This window comes from Paramicrobacterium humi (genome assembly GCF_900105715.1).
Classification (GTDB): domain Bacteria; phylum Actinomycetota; class Actinomycetes; order Actinomycetales; family Microbacteriaceae; genus Paramicrobacterium; species Paramicrobacterium humi.
In genome coordinates, this window is sequence record NZ_FNRY01000001.1 from 211,500 (window position 1) to 225,420 (window position 13,921).

The following is a 13,921-nucleotide window of genomic DNA, read 5'->3' on the forward strand; positions in this document are numbered from 1 at the left end:
CTCTTGCGGTTAGCGGCTCAATCGTCCCACACTGAAGGCGTGCGAAGCTGAGCGCGGACGACAGCCCACTTCAGCGGTCGGTTCGTGCCGCCGCTTCTGTCTCGAGAATCGCTCGCCGAGCGACGGCATCGATGTCGATGTTGAGGTGCGCCCATGCCGCTGTGCGCGCTCTCGCTTCAGCATTCCTAGGTTGCCGCAGCGCATGTTCAAGTGCCTGAGCGATTGCGTCGACGTCGTACTCGACGGCTACTCCACCTTCCACCTCACCAACGAACGTTCGTCCCGGCCCCACTCCCGCGTAAATCATGGGGGTGCCGCAGGCCGCCGCTGCATACAGCTTCGTTGGGAAGGCGAAATCATAGCCACCGCCGGGCTTGACGGACGCAAGCGCCGCGCTCGCTCCGCGAAGCCACCGGGCAATCTCATGGGGCTCGCGACGCGAGAGGAACCGAATCGTGCCGACAGGCAGGGTGGCAGCGAGTCGCTCGATTTCGGCCCGTTCACTCCCTTGGCCGATAAAGACGAGGATCGCTCCCGGCAACCGCGCGTGTACTGAGCGAAACGCCTCAGCGAAGATGCGGGCCCCATGCACTTCTGAGGCAGTACCGGTATAAACGACATACGGCCCGTCAGTCTCCGTCCCGTCGCCCTCGGGAGTGAAGTCGCCTAAGTCGACCCCGTTACCCACGGTCGCGACGGAATTGCGAATGCCGAGTTCTGCGAGTCGCTCGGTCACGCCCTCGCTGACTGAGAGCGCCCGAGTGGCGCCGCGGATGGCGAACTTCTCAAGCCACCGCACTGTGCGCACGATAAACGCCGGGGCGCCGGCCATGGCAGACGCATCGGACCACACATCCGCGGCGTAATAGAAGTACGGCAATCTGCGCAGAGCGCAGATGACCCGCACAACGGCGCCCGTGGTGGGCGGTGGTTCCACGACCACGGCTGACGGACGCCGGGCAAAAAGGAGTCGCACAGCCAAAGGAACATCAAAGCTCAGGTACTGCAGGTAGCCGCGCACGTAGCCGGCGCGATCTCGCAAGACCGGCGCTCGCCGCACGCGCACGCCTGGATGGACAGCGGCGGATGAAGACGTCTGTCCTGGAGGCGCTGTCGACGTCAAGACCGTTACCTCATGGCCATTCCGCGCCGCAGCGTTCACAAAAGCCCGCAGCCTCAACGAGGCCGCACCCGGCTCAGGCGCGAAGATACGGCTCGCAAGAATGATGCGCATACCGGTCAGAGCGAGCTGACGGCTCGACCGTTCGCCGCTTCGAGCATGGCTTCGACTGCTCGGAGTGTTTGCTGGCCTTCTTCCATGGTGACGACATCGTGGCGTTCTCCGAGGACCGCGTCGCGGAAGGCTTCGTGCTCGACCCGGAGGGGTTCTCGTTTCGCGAACGCGTACCGGGTGACGTTGCCCTCGGACACGCCACGGAACACGCTGATGGAATCCCACTCGGTTGCGATTGTGCCGTTCTCGTAGAACGTGAGATCACTCGTCGCGGAGTCGGCGACGAACGCGCCGCGTTCACCGGTCACGATCGTGACGCGCTCCTTCATCGGGGACAGCCAGTTCACGATGTGATTCACGATCACCCCGTTCTGGAGCCGCCCGGTCGCGATGATCATGTCCTCATGCTCCCGCCCGGACTTGTGCCGGGTCTGCGCGAACACGCTCTGATACGGCGACTGCGCCACCCACGCCGTCAAGTCCACATCATGCGAGGCGAGATCCTTGCCCACCCCGACATCCGCGATCCGAGACGGGAACGGGCCCTGCCGGCGGGTGGTGACCTGATACACCTCACCCAGCTCGCCCGCCGCGATCCGCCTGCGCATCTCCTGCAATGCCGGGTTGAACCGCTCAATATGCCCGACCGCACCGACCAGGCCCTTCGCCGCGAACGCGTCCACCATCCGCTGACCGGCCTCGATGGTGTGCGCGATGGGCTTTTCCACCAGCGTGTGCACCCCCGCGTCGGCGAGTTTCAGCGCGGCGTCCTCGTGGAACCGGGTCGGCACCGCCACCACCGCCATATCAAGGCCGGCACCGATCAATGCATCAATATCGGGCAGCACCGGAAGGTTCCCGGCGACACCGTGCGGATCACCGCCCGGGTCCGCGATCGCGACCAACTCCACCCCCGGCGTCTCCCGCAACACCCGGGCATGATGCCGGCCCATATGCCCCACACCCAGAAGACCCGCCCGCAACACCTGTTCTGCCATCACGCGCCCGCCTTCGCCAGAGCGTTCACCGCGGACACGATCCGCTCCAAATCCTGCTCGTCCAAGGACGGGTGCACCGGCAAAGACACAACCTCCGCCGCCGCACGCTCCGTCTCCGGCAACTCCAGGTCCTTCGCATACGCCGCGAGGGAAGGAAGCCGGTGATTCGGCACCGGGTAATACACACCCGACCCGACCTGGTACTCCTCCTTCAACGCCTGCACGAACCCGTCCCGGTCCTCCGGCACCCGCACCGTGTACTGGTGATACACATGCACCGCACCCTCAGCGACCGGCGGCGTCACCACACCCGCAAGATGCGCATCCAGGAACGCGGCGTTGCCCTGCCGCTGCCTGGTCCACGCGTCGACCTTGCCCAACTGGACTCGCCCGATCGCCGCATGAATATCCGTCATCCGGTAATTGAACCCGACAAGCTCGTTCTGATACTGCGTCTGCATCCCCTGGTTCCGCAGCAACCGCGCACGCCGCACCAGTTCCGGATCCCCGAAGGAGATCATGCCGCCCTCACCACTGGTCATGTTCTTCGTCGGATACAGGCTGAACATCCCGAACGCCCCGAACGCACCCACCGGGGTGCCATCCAACGCCGCACCATGCGCCTGCGCCGCATCCTCAAACAGGAGCACGCCGTGCTTGTCCGCGATCGCGGACAGCTCCCGCATATGCGCCGGATGCCCATACAAATGCACCGGCATGATCCCCTTGGTCCGAGGGGTGATCGCCGCTTCCACCGCGACCGGGTCAAGACTGAACTGCTCCGGCTCGATATCCACGAACACCGGCACAGCCCCGGTCAGAGCGACCGAGTTTCCCGTCGCTGCGAACGTGAACGAAGGAACAATCACCTCATCCCCCGGACCCACCCCCGCAGCCAGCAATCCCACATGCAAACCCGAGGTCCCCGAATTCACTGCCACCACTTCACGGCCCGGCGTGAAATGCTCCGCGAACTCCGACTCGAACGCCGCAACCTCAGGCCCCTGCGCCACCATCCCGGAGGCCAGCACACGATCCACCGCCGCACGCTCATCCTCACCAATCAACGGCTTCGCCGCCGGAATAAACCCGTCACTCATGCCCGAGACCCCTCAACCAAAACACCATCTACCACAGCAAACCGTTCCCCCGTCACCGGACACAGCCAGCTCGACTCGTCCTCGACAAGCCGCACCCCGGCCTTCCCGACCCAGCCGATCCGCTTCGCCGGGACACCGGCCACCAACGCGAAATCCGGCACATCCTTCGTCACCACCGCGCCCGCAGCGACCGTCGCCCACGCCCCGATCGTCACCGGCGCCACACACACTGCACGCGCACCCACCGACGCACCCTCACGGACCGTGACCCCGACCGGTTCCCAATCGTGCGCGCTCTTCAACGAACCATCCGGATTCACCGCCCGCGGGTACGTGTCATTGGTCAGCACCACCGCCGGACCAATGAACACCCCATCCGCCAACCGCGCCGGCTCATACACCAGCGCGTAATTCTGAACCTTGCAATTGTCACCAAGCGTCACACCCGTGCCGATATACGCGCCCCGCCCGATCACGCAGTTCTCACCCAGCACCGCATCCTCGCGCACCTGCGCCAAATGCCACACCGACGAGCCCGCACCAACCGACGCCGCATCCGAAACATCAGCAGAATCAACAACGCGGACGCTCGGGTCTCGGCTCATGACTTCCTATTCCTGCATGCTCGGCTCTGTGGCTGACACTTCAGCGTAACGGGTCTGTCAGAATGGAACCATGACGCGACCCGGTATCCCCGAGCGCATTCCGGAGACCTCTTCAGATGACACCTGGGTGATCATCCCTCTGTACAACGAGGCAACTGTCATCGGCGGAGTCATCGAGGAACTTCTTGGTTCTTTCAGCCATGTCGTCTGCATCGACGATGGGAGCACTGACGGTTCAGCGGACGCAGCCCGCGCGTCCGGCGCACGCGTGCTGCAGCATCCCGTCAATCTGGGTCAGGGCGCAGCGCTTCAGACCGGATTCGAGTATGTGCTGCAGCAGGGCGGTGCGCGCTTCATCGTCACGTTCGATGCCGACGGACAACACCGTGTCATCGACGCACTCGCCATGGTCGAACTCGCTCGCGAACGCGACCTCGCGATCGTTTTCGGATCACGCTTCCTCGATGCCCGGACGAATCCGGGAATCGCCAAGCGAATCATTCTGAAGACGGCCGTCTGGGTCACGAATATGACTACAGGCCTGAAACTCACGGATGCCCACAACGGCCTGCGAGTGGTTCGCAGGGACGCCGCGTCACAGATCAATCTGCAGCAAGATCGCATGGCGCACGCCACGGAGATAGTCCTCCAGCTCGGGCGCACGCGTCTCCCGTGGCAGGAATTCCCCGTCGAGCTGCTCTACACGGATTACTCCCGGGCAAAGGGGCAGTCGGTGCTCAATGCAATCAACATCCTCGTCGACCTGGTCGTGCGGTAGGAGCAATCATGTGGATCCAGATTATCCTCGTCATCGGCGTGATCGCCGTTGGGCTTTTCTTCACGCGGCCCACGGGCAGTGACAGCCACCTCGCGCTGCGACGACTGTTTCTTGGCGCCTTCATCGTCGTTGCGATTCTGTCCATTCTCTTTCCGAGCTGGCTCACCTGGGCCGCGAACTTCGTCGGCGTCGGACGTGGCGCTGACTTGCTCCTTTATGCGCTCGTACTCGCCTTCCTGGTTTTCGTTTCCACGACGTACCGTCGGAATGTTCAGGTCAATCGCCGAATCACCAAGCTGGCACGTCAGATCACGCTTGCTCATGCCGCGGTCGAAGACGCGGAGCTCAACCGCAAACGCGACGGCGAAAGCTAAAGTCCGCAGGCTGTGATGCGGTAGAGGACCTTGTCATTCACCCGGTCGACTTCCTCCACCACGGACGAATGATCGAGATCGAGTAGCCCCTCGTAGCCGATGGAAGTGTCCACGGTTATGCGGCCACCGAAGCGGTCTGCACCGAAGTCGAGAACGTAGTCGACGCCCGTTCTCTTCAGGGCAGCGCAGACCTCAGGATCGTCGAGCGCGTCGTTGAGGTGCCTGTTCACCATGAGGTTCTCAGGAGCCGTGGACGAGTTGAAGTGCGGGTTGAGAACCCGGCGATCCTCGAGCGCATATGCCCACGACGTGCCGGTCCACGGGTTGCCGACGATGACAGCATCTTTCGGCACTTCTGCATCGATGCGTTCGAGAAGGGAGCGCTCATCCTGGGAGAGGATCTGCGAGGAGTTGCTGAGGTCGTATTTGGCAGCTGCGCGGCTTATGGCGGACTGCATGGCGATTCCCTGACCGCCCGCGACCAGCACAACAGCGCATACGGCCGCCGACACACGAACTGCCGTCGTACCAGCGGTGCGCGAAGCCACTCGCTTGGAGATGAACATCCATATCGCGAACGCGCCTAGGGCAGCGAGAACGACAGTCAAGGGAACGCTCAGGGCAGCGAGCCTCGGCGGGTCCTTGTAGAAGACCCCGAGTGCCGCATTGCGGAGGTTGCCCGATGGTAGGAAGGCGCTCAGAGCAAAGAGAAACGCGGGGACCGTCCACATGACGGGCAGCCACCAGCGACCGCGGCGAATCTCACTCACGATGCCAACCAGCAGCAGAATCGTCAGCAGAATCGCGGGCGGGGTTCCGTTGCGCGAGCTCGTGAGGGCTTCAAACGCTGCCCTCAGTGGCGACGCATATGGCTGCCAGGGAGCTGTATAGCCGACGCTCCCGAACTTCCACCAGGCAGCCAGCAGCACGATGCCGGCAACGAGCGCCCCCGCACCGGCTGCCACCTTCGTCATGGCGGGGAGTGAGGTGCGCATGAGTGTCAGAACGCGTGCGCAGACACCCACAAAGCCCAGCGCTGCGAAGCCGAACACGACAGAAGTCTGTGAGATCGCCATCGCACCGAGACTTGCGATGAGGGCGAGCACTTGTAGCGGGATCGGCCCAAGCAGGTCGGTGCGTGTGAGCCGAGTGATCGACAGCCCCAGGGCGATGGCTCCGGGCAAGAAGGCGAGAGCCAAGAAGTAGGGATACAGCACGCCATAATCGAGCATCCCTAACGGAAATGACGGTGCCGCTGTTGCGAGCACTGCGGCGACGACGAGTGCCGAGGTGCGGGCGGGAGCAAGCAATTCGACCAGGGTCAGGATTCCGATTGGCCAGATGACCGCCGCGACAACGAGGTTGGACATGTTCGCTGCCGTGACAACGTCGCCGCCTGTGATCATCGCGACGATGGAGACAAGGTCATGCCAGCCGGCCGGATAGAAGCTCGATTGCCCTTCGGGAAGGATCATTCCCGTCAGGTGGAGTGACGACCCGTTGAGCGTGTCGAGGATGTATCGGACTCCATTGAGGTGGAACGCGGCATCGTAGGTCTGCGACACGCTGTCGGGTCGGCCGTACACGAGGACCAGCTGCGTACAGATGATGGCGGCCGAGATCGGCAGCGCGATTCCAAAACCGCCACGGAACTTTCGTGGACTCGGTCGTTCACGCCGCGGCCTCCCGCGGACGACGAGGAGGCGCACGGCGAGGGCGATGAGCGCGAGCGCGATGCTGAATGCCCCGACGCTCGCGGGGTTCCATGCGATGCCAAAGGCGGGGAAGACGAGTCCTGCCGTCGCGAACGTGGACACAGTTACGGCGGGAGCCGCGACGATGAGAAGGTGGCGGCGAGCACCGGCAGCGGCCGCAATAACCGCACCCGGTGTGTACGCGACGGCGAGTGCCACGAGAGCGACAACAATCGCCGAAAACCACGTCATCGACAAAATCTCCTCAACGTCGTCGCATCTCTCACCTGCGCTATTGCGCTACGCCTGTCCCTGTGCGCCACTTGTGTCGTCTCTGAACCCGCGCTGGATGAGGCGACGGTAGAGCACGCGCCTCACGCTCACGGGCACAAATCGATATACGCCCCTGACGACGAAATTACGCAGGAATTGGAAACGTGTGGTGAACCCCGCTCGTCGCAACGCTCGCTGCAGATCCCACTCGGCCCGAAACTGCTTTCGTCCGCCACGTCGCGCATACGCTCCGGCACCGACCCGGTACATGACAAGCGGCTCCGGCAGGTTTTCAACGCGGGCACCATGCTGAATCATTCGGGCGAAGAGCCAATAGTCTTCCATGAGCCCGATGTCGTCATACCCGCCTGCTGCGGCGACAGCTGGCCGCCGGTACATGACCGTCGGGTGATTGAAGGGATCGTGAAAGCGTGAGTACCGTGCGATCGTCGCCGTCCCGGTCGGAGGCGTGCGCTTGCCGATCACCTCACTCGTGTCGTCCGTGAACTCGAGCATTCCCGTGCCGACGAGATCGTAGCCGTCGGCGATCTTTTCCATCTGCTTTTCGAACCGCGACGACAGGGAGACATCGTCCGCGTCCATCCGCGCCACAATGTCGTAGCTGCACGCATTCAGTCCAACGGTGAGTGCGTTCGCGAGTCCGCCGCGCTCCGCGATCTCGATGTGGCGCACCGGAACCTTGGTGCTCTGCTTCATCTTTGCGATGGACGAAGCCAACAGATCGGGCACTTCCCCGTCTTGGACGAGGATCACCTCGGACGGAGGAAGTGTCTGGTCCCGCGTTGAGCTGAGAAAGGCGCGTTCGAAGTGGTCGGCACGATCGTTCATGTAAACGGGAAGCAAGAGAGAGAACTGCGGGCCGGTTGAATTGCCGGTCATGCTGCCCTCCGTATTTCTTCCAGAACGTCAGCCGGGACTCCTGCGCCAAGCAGCGCTTCCGCGTTCAATCGCGGCTTTCGCTCCCGGGCTTCCTTCACTCCCTGCACGAAAGCAGCGCGAAGCGTCGCCCGGTCGGGCGATTTGAGAAACGTCCTTCCCCAGCGCGCGAGCGAGGATGCCCCGTAGAGAATCTTCTCGAGTGGCCGGAGCGCCTTCGAATAGCGGAACAGCCAAAGCTTGTTGCGCACTTCAAAGCGAAATCGCTCGCCCGGGTCTGTGTCGGTCGAAGCGCGCGCCTTGGTCTTATGCGTGACCACGCTCGCTGGAACGGACAGACCCACGCCGCCCCGGATCATTCGCGAGCTGAACTCGAAGTCATCGTTCCAGAGGAAGTAATCGACGATTGGGTATCCGAGAGTCCTGATTCGGTCTGCGTTGTACATCGACGAAACGAAGGAGATCGATCGCACCGCAAGCGACCCCGCCGCGCTTGCCCAGCCCTTCGTGGCTTTGGTCGCGAGCGGATGCTGCCGCGGCGTGTTCATGGGATGGTCCGTACCGTCGACCCAGGTAACGCGCGAGCCGACCGCGTACAGGTCAGTTCGCGGATAGGTCGCGACCGCTTCGAGCATGCCACTGAGCGCCTGCGGACTTGGAACGGTGTCGTCATCCATGACCCAGACCCACTGCGGATCATGGCGTGTGATGGCCGCGGCCATGCCGACGGCAAACCCCCCGGCACCTCCCGTATTTTCGGAGAGCTCAATCAGATCCGACTCCGGCGCCGTCTCGCGGACGACCTGAGATGAGTCATCGGTAGAGGCGTTGTTCACAACGACGATGGCATCTGCCGGTCGCTTCTGCGCTTGCAGGCCTGTGAGAACTTCCCGGAGGAGCTCGCTCCGGTTATACGCGACGACCACAGCCACTACGCGCGGATCCCTCGCCACCAATAACCACCGTTCCTTCTCGCAGGCAATCTGGGCAAGTTTACCGCTGGGCCGACGTGAACCTCCTGAGGAAGCGCGCCGGCCGATTACCAGGGCAGCTTACAAGTCACTGTGGAGCGTCCACAGCAAGCTCGCGGAGTCCGCCCATGTGAAGGCGCGAGCGCGGTCGTGCGAAAGGACTCGCAGCCGATCGCGTTGCGAGCCGTCGCTGAGTACGGCACTCATCGCCTCGGCGAGTCGGTCCGCATATCCCTTGCCTTCGGCTTCCACGACGTAGCCGGCACCACCCGCCGTCTCGACGAGTGCGGGATCGTCGGAATGGATGACGGGCGTGCCGAACGTGAAGGCTTCCACGAGCGGCATCCCGAATCCCTCACCGACGCTCGGCACCACGAGCGCCGACGCGCGCGAGAGCACGAGTGCCTTGTCGGCATCGGCGAGCTCGCCCAGGCCCGCGACGCGCCCTTCGCTCACGCCCGCCTCGTCCGCTGTACCTTCGATCGTGACGTCGCCCCATGTCTCGGGACCGATGATCAGCAGTGGGAGGTCCGGCGCGTTGGACCGCGCCATCGCTGTGATCAGCTCGATGATTCCTCGCCGCGGCTCGAGAGACCCCATGGCGACGATGTAATCAGGGGGCAGGCCGAGCTCTTTTGCACGCTGGTCGGGATTGACGGGAAGGCGGAGCGTGCTTGGTGCGGCACCGGGGATCACTCGCACTCGCTGCCCAAAATCGGCGATGTCCGAGAGTTGATTCGCAAGTGCGTGAGTGGGAACGACGAGTGCGTCAGCGTGTTTCAGCGCTCGTTTCAGCAGTGCTTTCTGACCCGACACCGTCGCGGGCGTGAGAGACTTCGGCTGCGTCCACGGCAAGAGGTCGTGCAAGGTAACAGTGATCTGAGTGCCGTGATCGACATCGTGCTTGACCAGGGGGGCCAAGAGCGTCGGTGAATGGATGAGCCCTGTCGAAACCTGGGGCGAGGCAACGCCCAGTTGCCACGCGGCCGAGAGTTCACGACGCCTCAGCGTCGTCTTGTGCAAACCGGAGAGGCCGCCAAGGCGCTTACGCACGTCCGCTACTTCGTCGTCACCGTGCGCCGCGATGATCGCCTCGACATCGCAGCCCCTCGGGGCGGTCCGGATCAAAGCACGAGCGAGGTCACGACTGTAGGCGCCCAAATCGCCTTGCACAGGAGGAATCATCTGATCGACGATCACCCGAAGCGTAGTCATCAGAACGACAGCCCTTCCTGCGCCGAGGGACCGACGCATGACCCTAATTTACGGGACATCTGGGCCCCATCTGGCCTTTCTGGTCGATACGCGCGGAGCCAGCACATAGCATTGAGGGCATGTCAGGGGCACGAACCAGGGGGAGAAGTCTGCGCGTTGTGGCGATTGGCGCGATTGCGTTAATGGCGGCGACAGTGATTTCGGTACTGCCCTTCACGCAAGACGAAGCGAATGCGGCGACGTTCAGCGCTGGACGCATCATCGACGACGCGATCTTCTTCGATTCGTCATCAATGACTGAGTCGGAGATCCAGTCGTTCCTGAACTCAAAGGTGTCGACCTGCAAGTCCGGCTACACCTGCCTTAAGTCCTACAAGGAGTCGACGAAGTCTCGCGCTTCGGACAAGTACTGCTCGGCTTATACCGGCGGAAGCAACGAGAGCGCAGCCCGCATCATCTACAAGGTGGCGCGTGCATGCGGAATGAACCCTCAGGTGCTCCTCGTGACCCTCCAGAAAGAGCAGGGGCTCGTAACCTCGACGGCACCGACAGCGGGCAAGTACCGGATCGCGATGGGGTACGCATGCCCCGACACCGCTGCGTGCGACACCAAGTACTACGGCTTCTCCAATCAGGTCTACAACGCTGCCCGACAGCTTCACAGGTACACCGTCGACAGTTACTTCTCGTGGTTCCCTGTTGGAAAAACAGTCGGAGTCCAATATCACCCGAATGCCAGTTGCGGCAAGAAGTCCGTCTACATCGAGACGAAGGCTACCGCTGCTCTGTACTACTACACGCCATACACGCCGAACACCGCCGCCCTTAACGCCGGCTACGGCACCGGCGACACCTGCTCGAGCTACGGAAACCGAAACTTCTTCAATTACTTCAACGCATGGTTCGGCTCGACGTGGACGAACGATGGCGTCGCACCCCAGCTCGCCGGAATCTACACATCGCAATACTCTGAGCTCGGCAAGCCGCAGGGCAACCCGATCCGCTACGCGGACGGGGGTGTCGCACAGGCCTTCGAGCGCGGCTGGGCGTACTGGAGCAAGGCGACCGGAGCGCACTACTCACAGGACCAGATCCTGACGTCGTACACGACCCTCAAGGGGCCTGAAGGAGTTCTCGGATACCCGACAGGGGACGTCAAGAACGAGACGGGCGGCGGTCTGAGCCAGCAGTTCCAGAAGGGTGCGCTCTACTGGTCCCCTGGCAACAGCATCCACCGCCTCAGCGGACAGATCTTGAAGTCGTATCTCGCCCTGGGCGGCCCCTCCGGTAAGCTCGGATACCCGGTGGATGCGGAGTCCTCGCTCGGGACCGGGATGTCGATGCAGCCGTTCGTGAAGGGTGCCCTGTACTACTCGACGAAGCTCGGCATTCACTTCATGAGCGCGCAGATCAAGACGGAGTACGACAAGCTCGGCGGCGTCAAGAGCGCACTCGGTTTCCCCACTGACAGTACGCGATCGTTCAAGAATGGAATGTCGGGGCAGACGTTCCAGAGCGGATCGCTCTATTGGTCCTCCGCTCACGGCCCCGTCGTCACGACTCGACACTACGGTGCCGACCGTTACGCCACGGGCGCGAGCGTGTCTCGTTCGACCGCGCAGACAAAGGGCAAGGTCTACATTGCGACGGGCGCGAACTATCCGGATGCGCTCGGCGCGGCGGCCCTCGCGGGTAAAAATGACGCCTCATTGCTTCTCGTGACGAGGACGTCCGTCCCCGGCACGGTTGCTTCAGAGCTCAAGCGGCTGGCACCTTCGCAAATCGTCATCGTGGGTGGCACGGGCGTGGTTTCTTCCGCGGTAGAGAAGTCGCTGAAGTCGTACGCGCCTGTCTCACGGATTTCGGGCAGCGATCGATTCGAGACATCGCGCAACACCGCGAAGCAGTTCGGCGCCGCGGGGGCTCAGACGGCGTTCATCTCCACGGGTTGGGACTTCCCCGACGCGCTGACCGCCGGATCAGCCGCCGGCTCACTGGGCGCCCCGGTGATCCTCGTGGACGGCAAGAAGTCCGCTCTTGACGCGAAGACGTCGCAAGTGCTGAAGACGCTGAAGGTGCAGAACATCGTGATCGTCGGCGGAACCGGTGTCGTGAGTTCTGGCATCTCCTCCGCGCTCAGCAAGTCCGGCTACGGCGTCTCCCGACTCTCCGGTGCAGATCGGTACGCGACGGCGGCGGCCATCAACTCGAAGTACTTCCCGACCGCGGACGCCGCGTACTTCGCGACAGGCACGGATTTCGCTGATGCGCTCACGGGCAGTGCGGCAGCAGGAGCGGACGGTGCTCCGTTGTACATCACCACAAAGTCCTGCATCCCGGCAAGCAACAAGAACGCCATCACCAAGCAGTCGCCCACGACGGTCCGGCTGCTCGGCGGGCCTGCCGTCGTCGGCGACCAAGTGGGACGCCTGGAGATCTGCGGCTGACGCTCGTTCTCGAAGGTTCCGCTTGGGCTCGAGCGCATAGGCTGAGTGCCTGGGCGAGAGGAGCACCGTGACCGCAGGAATCATCCTCGACATCGTGCTGGTCGTCGCGCTGCTCGTCGCGATCGTGGCGGGGTTCCGGCGCGGCTTCCTGCGCACGGTCGGCTCGCTCATCGGGCTGGTCGCGGGCGGGCTCGCAGCCCTGCTGCTCATGCCGGTAGTCGCGTCGTTCGTTCCGGCGCCGGGCTGGAATGTGCTCGTCGCGCTGCTGGTCGGGCTGTTCATCGTCGGGGTGGGCGTCAGCATCGGATCCTGGTTCGGCAGCCTGCTGCGCCGGCCCGTGCGGAAGCTCAAGCTCGGTCCGGTCGACCGGCTGCTCGGCGCGCTCGCGAACGGCGTCGTCGCTCTCCTCGTCATGCTGCTGCTCGCGACGAGCGCGAGCGGGCTCGGCGTTCCAGCGCTCACGCAGGCCGTCGCCTCCTCGACGGTGCTGCGCACGCTCGAGGGCCTCACGCCGGCGCCCGTCGAGGGCGGGATCGCCCGCTTCCGCGCGCTCGTGATCAGCAACGGCATCCCGACGGTGCTCGGCGCCGCCGGCCTACCGCAGCAAGGGCAGATCCCGGATGCCGACACGAACACGCCGGCGCTCCGGAAGGCGGCGCAGTCGGTCACGCGCATCACGGCCAACTCCCCCATGTGCGGCACGCGCAGCTCGGGCAGCGGCTTCGTCATCGACGACGGACTCGTGATGACGAACGCGCACGTCGTCGCGGGCGCCACGGACGCGGTGGTCGAGGTTCCGGGCGAGCTCCCGCGAGCGGCATCCCTCGTCTATTTCGATCCGGAGAACGACATCGCCGTGCTCTCGGTCCGAGGCCTCGACGCCCCCGCTCTCCCGTTCGCCCCTGACCCGAATGCCGGCTCGACGGCGTTCTTCCAGGGCTACCCGTACGGCGGTCCGTTCGTCTCGCGAAGCGCAGGGGTGCTGGGCACGGGCGAGATCCAGGTGCAGGACATCTACAATCAGAAGGACGTGACCCGCTCGGTCACCTCCCTCGCCGCTCACGTCGAGCCGGGGAACTCCGGCGGCCCGCTCCTGACCTCGGACGGGGCGGTCGCGGGAATGATCTTCGCGCGCGCGGAGGGCGGAAACGACATCGGCTTCGCCTTGTCGATGGAGGAGATCACGCCGGTGCTCGCGCAAGCCGGCTCGTTCTCGTCGGCCGTGCCCAGCGGAAGCTGTTCCGCGCACTGAGCCGCGGTTGCCCTCGGAGAGGGGGTAACCGAAACGTGAGGGATCGTGCAATAGTTGCCCCATAACTGATTATTCCTCATGTT

The 13,921-nt window shown here is 63.7% G+C and carries 12 protein-coding genes; 4 read left to right on the plus strand and 8 right to left on the minus strand.

The window, feature by feature from the left end:
* Positions 1–70: 70 nt before the first annotated feature.
* The 4 genes from BLV49_RS01060 to BLV49_RS01075 are packed head-to-tail and all read right to left on the minus strand — an operon-like array spanning position 71 to position 3,937.
* Positions 71–1,234, minus strand: coding sequence for a glycosyltransferase family 4 protein (locus BLV49_RS01060; protein WP_091178978.1), 1,164 nt, complete (start codon positions 1,232–1,234; stop codon positions 71–73).
* A 5-nt stretch (positions 1,235–1,239) separates the two neighbouring features.
* Positions 1,240–2,232, minus strand: coding sequence for a Gfo/Idh/MocA family protein (locus tag BLV49_RS01065; protein WP_091178980.1), 993 nt, complete (start codon positions 2,230–2,232; stop codon positions 1,240–1,242).
* Positions 2,232–3,332: a DegT/DnrJ/EryC1/StrS family aminotransferase gene (locus BLV49_RS01070; RefSeq protein WP_091178982.1), complete on the minus strand. Its 1,101-nt coding sequence runs from the start codon at positions 3,330–3,332 to the stop codon at positions 2,232–2,234. Before BLV49_RS01070 ends, BLV49_RS01065 begins: the two co-directional genes overlap by 1 nt.
* Entirely contained in the window at positions 3,329–3,937 is a 609-nt protein-coding gene (locus tag BLV49_RS01075) for an acyltransferase (protein ID WP_091178984.1), read from the minus strand. The genes BLV49_RS01070 and BLV49_RS01075 overlap by 4 nt, the downstream gene beginning before the upstream one ends.
* A gap of 70 nt (positions 3,938–4,007) precedes the next feature.
* Between BLV49_RS01075 and BLV49_RS01080 the strand changes: the two genes are divergently transcribed.
* Positions 4,008–4,715, plus strand: a complete 708-nt coding sequence (locus BLV49_RS01080; protein ID WP_091178986.1) for a glycosyltransferase family 2 protein — start codon at positions 4,008–4,010, stop codon at positions 4,713–4,715.
* 8 nt (positions 4,716–4,723) lie between these two features.
* Positions 4,724–5,089 carry a DUF2304 domain-containing protein gene (locus tag BLV49_RS01085; protein WP_091178987.1) on the plus strand — a complete coding sequence of 122 codons (366 nt, stop codon included), beginning with the start codon at positions 4,724–4,726 and terminating at the stop codon, positions 5,087–5,089.
* Here BLV49_RS01085 and BLV49_RS01090 read toward each other — a convergent pair.
* From BLV49_RS01090 to BLV49_RS01105, 4 genes are all read right to left on the minus strand, one after another.
* Positions 5,086–7,035 carry a DUF6541 family protein gene (locus tag BLV49_RS01090; RefSeq protein ID WP_091178989.1) on the minus strand — a complete coding sequence of 650 codons (1,950 nt, stop codon included), beginning with the start codon at positions 7,033–7,035 and terminating at the stop codon, positions 5,086–5,088. The two genes, BLV49_RS01085 and BLV49_RS01090, sit on opposite strands and share 4 nt — an antisense overlap.
* A gap of 48 nt (positions 7,036–7,083) precedes the next feature.
* Positions 7,084–7,956 (minus strand): glycosyltransferase, encoded by an 873-nt coding sequence (locus tag BLV49_RS01095; RefSeq protein WP_091178991.1) that lies wholly within the window; start codon positions 7,954–7,956, stop codon positions 7,084–7,086.
* A complete protein-coding gene (locus BLV49_RS01100; protein WP_245723486.1) occupies positions 7,953–8,885 on the minus strand; it encodes a glycosyltransferase in 933 nt (310 codons plus the stop codon). Before BLV49_RS01100 ends, BLV49_RS01095 begins: the two co-directional genes overlap by 4 nt.
* Before the next feature lie 120 nt (positions 8,886–9,005).
* Entirely contained in the window at positions 9,006–10,178 is a 1,173-nt protein-coding gene (locus BLV49_RS01105) for a glycosyltransferase family 4 protein (protein ID WP_245723487.1), read from the minus strand.
* 143 nt (positions 10,179–10,321) lie between these two features.
* Here BLV49_RS01105 and BLV49_RS01110 point away from each other — a divergent pair, with 143 nt between their 5' ends.
* Together BLV49_RS01110 and BLV49_RS01115 are read left to right on the plus strand one after the other, a co-directional pair.
* Positions 10,322–12,586, plus strand: a complete 2,265-nt coding sequence (locus tag BLV49_RS01110; protein WP_091178998.1) for a cell wall-binding repeat-containing protein — start codon at positions 10,322–10,324, stop codon at positions 12,584–12,586.
* 67 nt (positions 12,587–12,653) lie between these two features.
* A complete protein-coding gene (locus BLV49_RS01115) occupies positions 12,654–13,838 on the plus strand; it encodes a MarP family serine protease (protein WP_091178999.1) in 1,185 nt (394 codons plus the stop codon).
* Positions 13,839–13,921: the final 83 nt, after the last annotated feature.

What these genes read in the sequence shown, in the direction of transcription:
- BLV49_RS01060 (WP_091178978.1), bottom strand. Translation starts at nt 1,234, where the DNA reads ATGCGCATCATTCTTGCGAGCCGTATCTTCGCGCCTGAGCCGGGTGCG.
- BLV49_RS01065 (WP_091178980.1), bottom strand. Translation starts at nt 2,232, where the DNA reads ATGGCAGAACAGGTGTTGCGGGCGGGTCTTCTGGGTGTGGGGCATATG.
- BLV49_RS01070 (WP_091178982.1), bottom strand. Translation starts at nt 3,332, where the DNA reads ATGAGTGACGGGTTTATTCCGGCGGCGAAGCCGTTGATTGGTGAGGAT.
- BLV49_RS01075 (WP_091178984.1), bottom strand. Translation starts at nt 3,937, where the DNA reads ATGAGCCGAGACCCGAGCGTCCGCGTTGTTGATTCTGCTGATGTTTCG.
- BLV49_RS01080 (WP_091178986.1), top strand. Translation starts at nt 4,008, where the DNA reads ATGACGCGACCCGGTATCCCCGAGCGCATTCCGGAGACCTCTTCAGAT.
- BLV49_RS01085 (WP_091178987.1), top strand. Translation starts at nt 4,724, where the DNA reads ATGTGGATCCAGATTATCCTCGTCATCGGCGTGATCGCCGTTGGGCTT.
- BLV49_RS01090 (WP_091178989.1), bottom strand. Translation starts at nt 7,035, where the DNA reads ATGACGTGGTTTTCGGCGATTGTTGTCGCTCTCGTGGCACTCGCCGTC.
- BLV49_RS01095 (WP_091178991.1), bottom strand. Translation starts at nt 7,956, where the DNA reads ATGACCGGCAATTCAACCGGCCCGCAGTTCTCTCTCTTGCTTCCCGTT.
- BLV49_RS01105 (WP_245723487.1), bottom strand. Translation starts at nt 10,178, where the DNA reads ATGCGTCGGTCCCTCGGCGCAGGAAGGGCTGTCGTTCTGATGACTACG.
- BLV49_RS01110 (WP_091178998.1), top strand. Translation starts at nt 10,322, where the DNA reads ATGGCGGCGACAGTGATTTCGGTACTGCCCTTCACGCAAGACGAAGCG.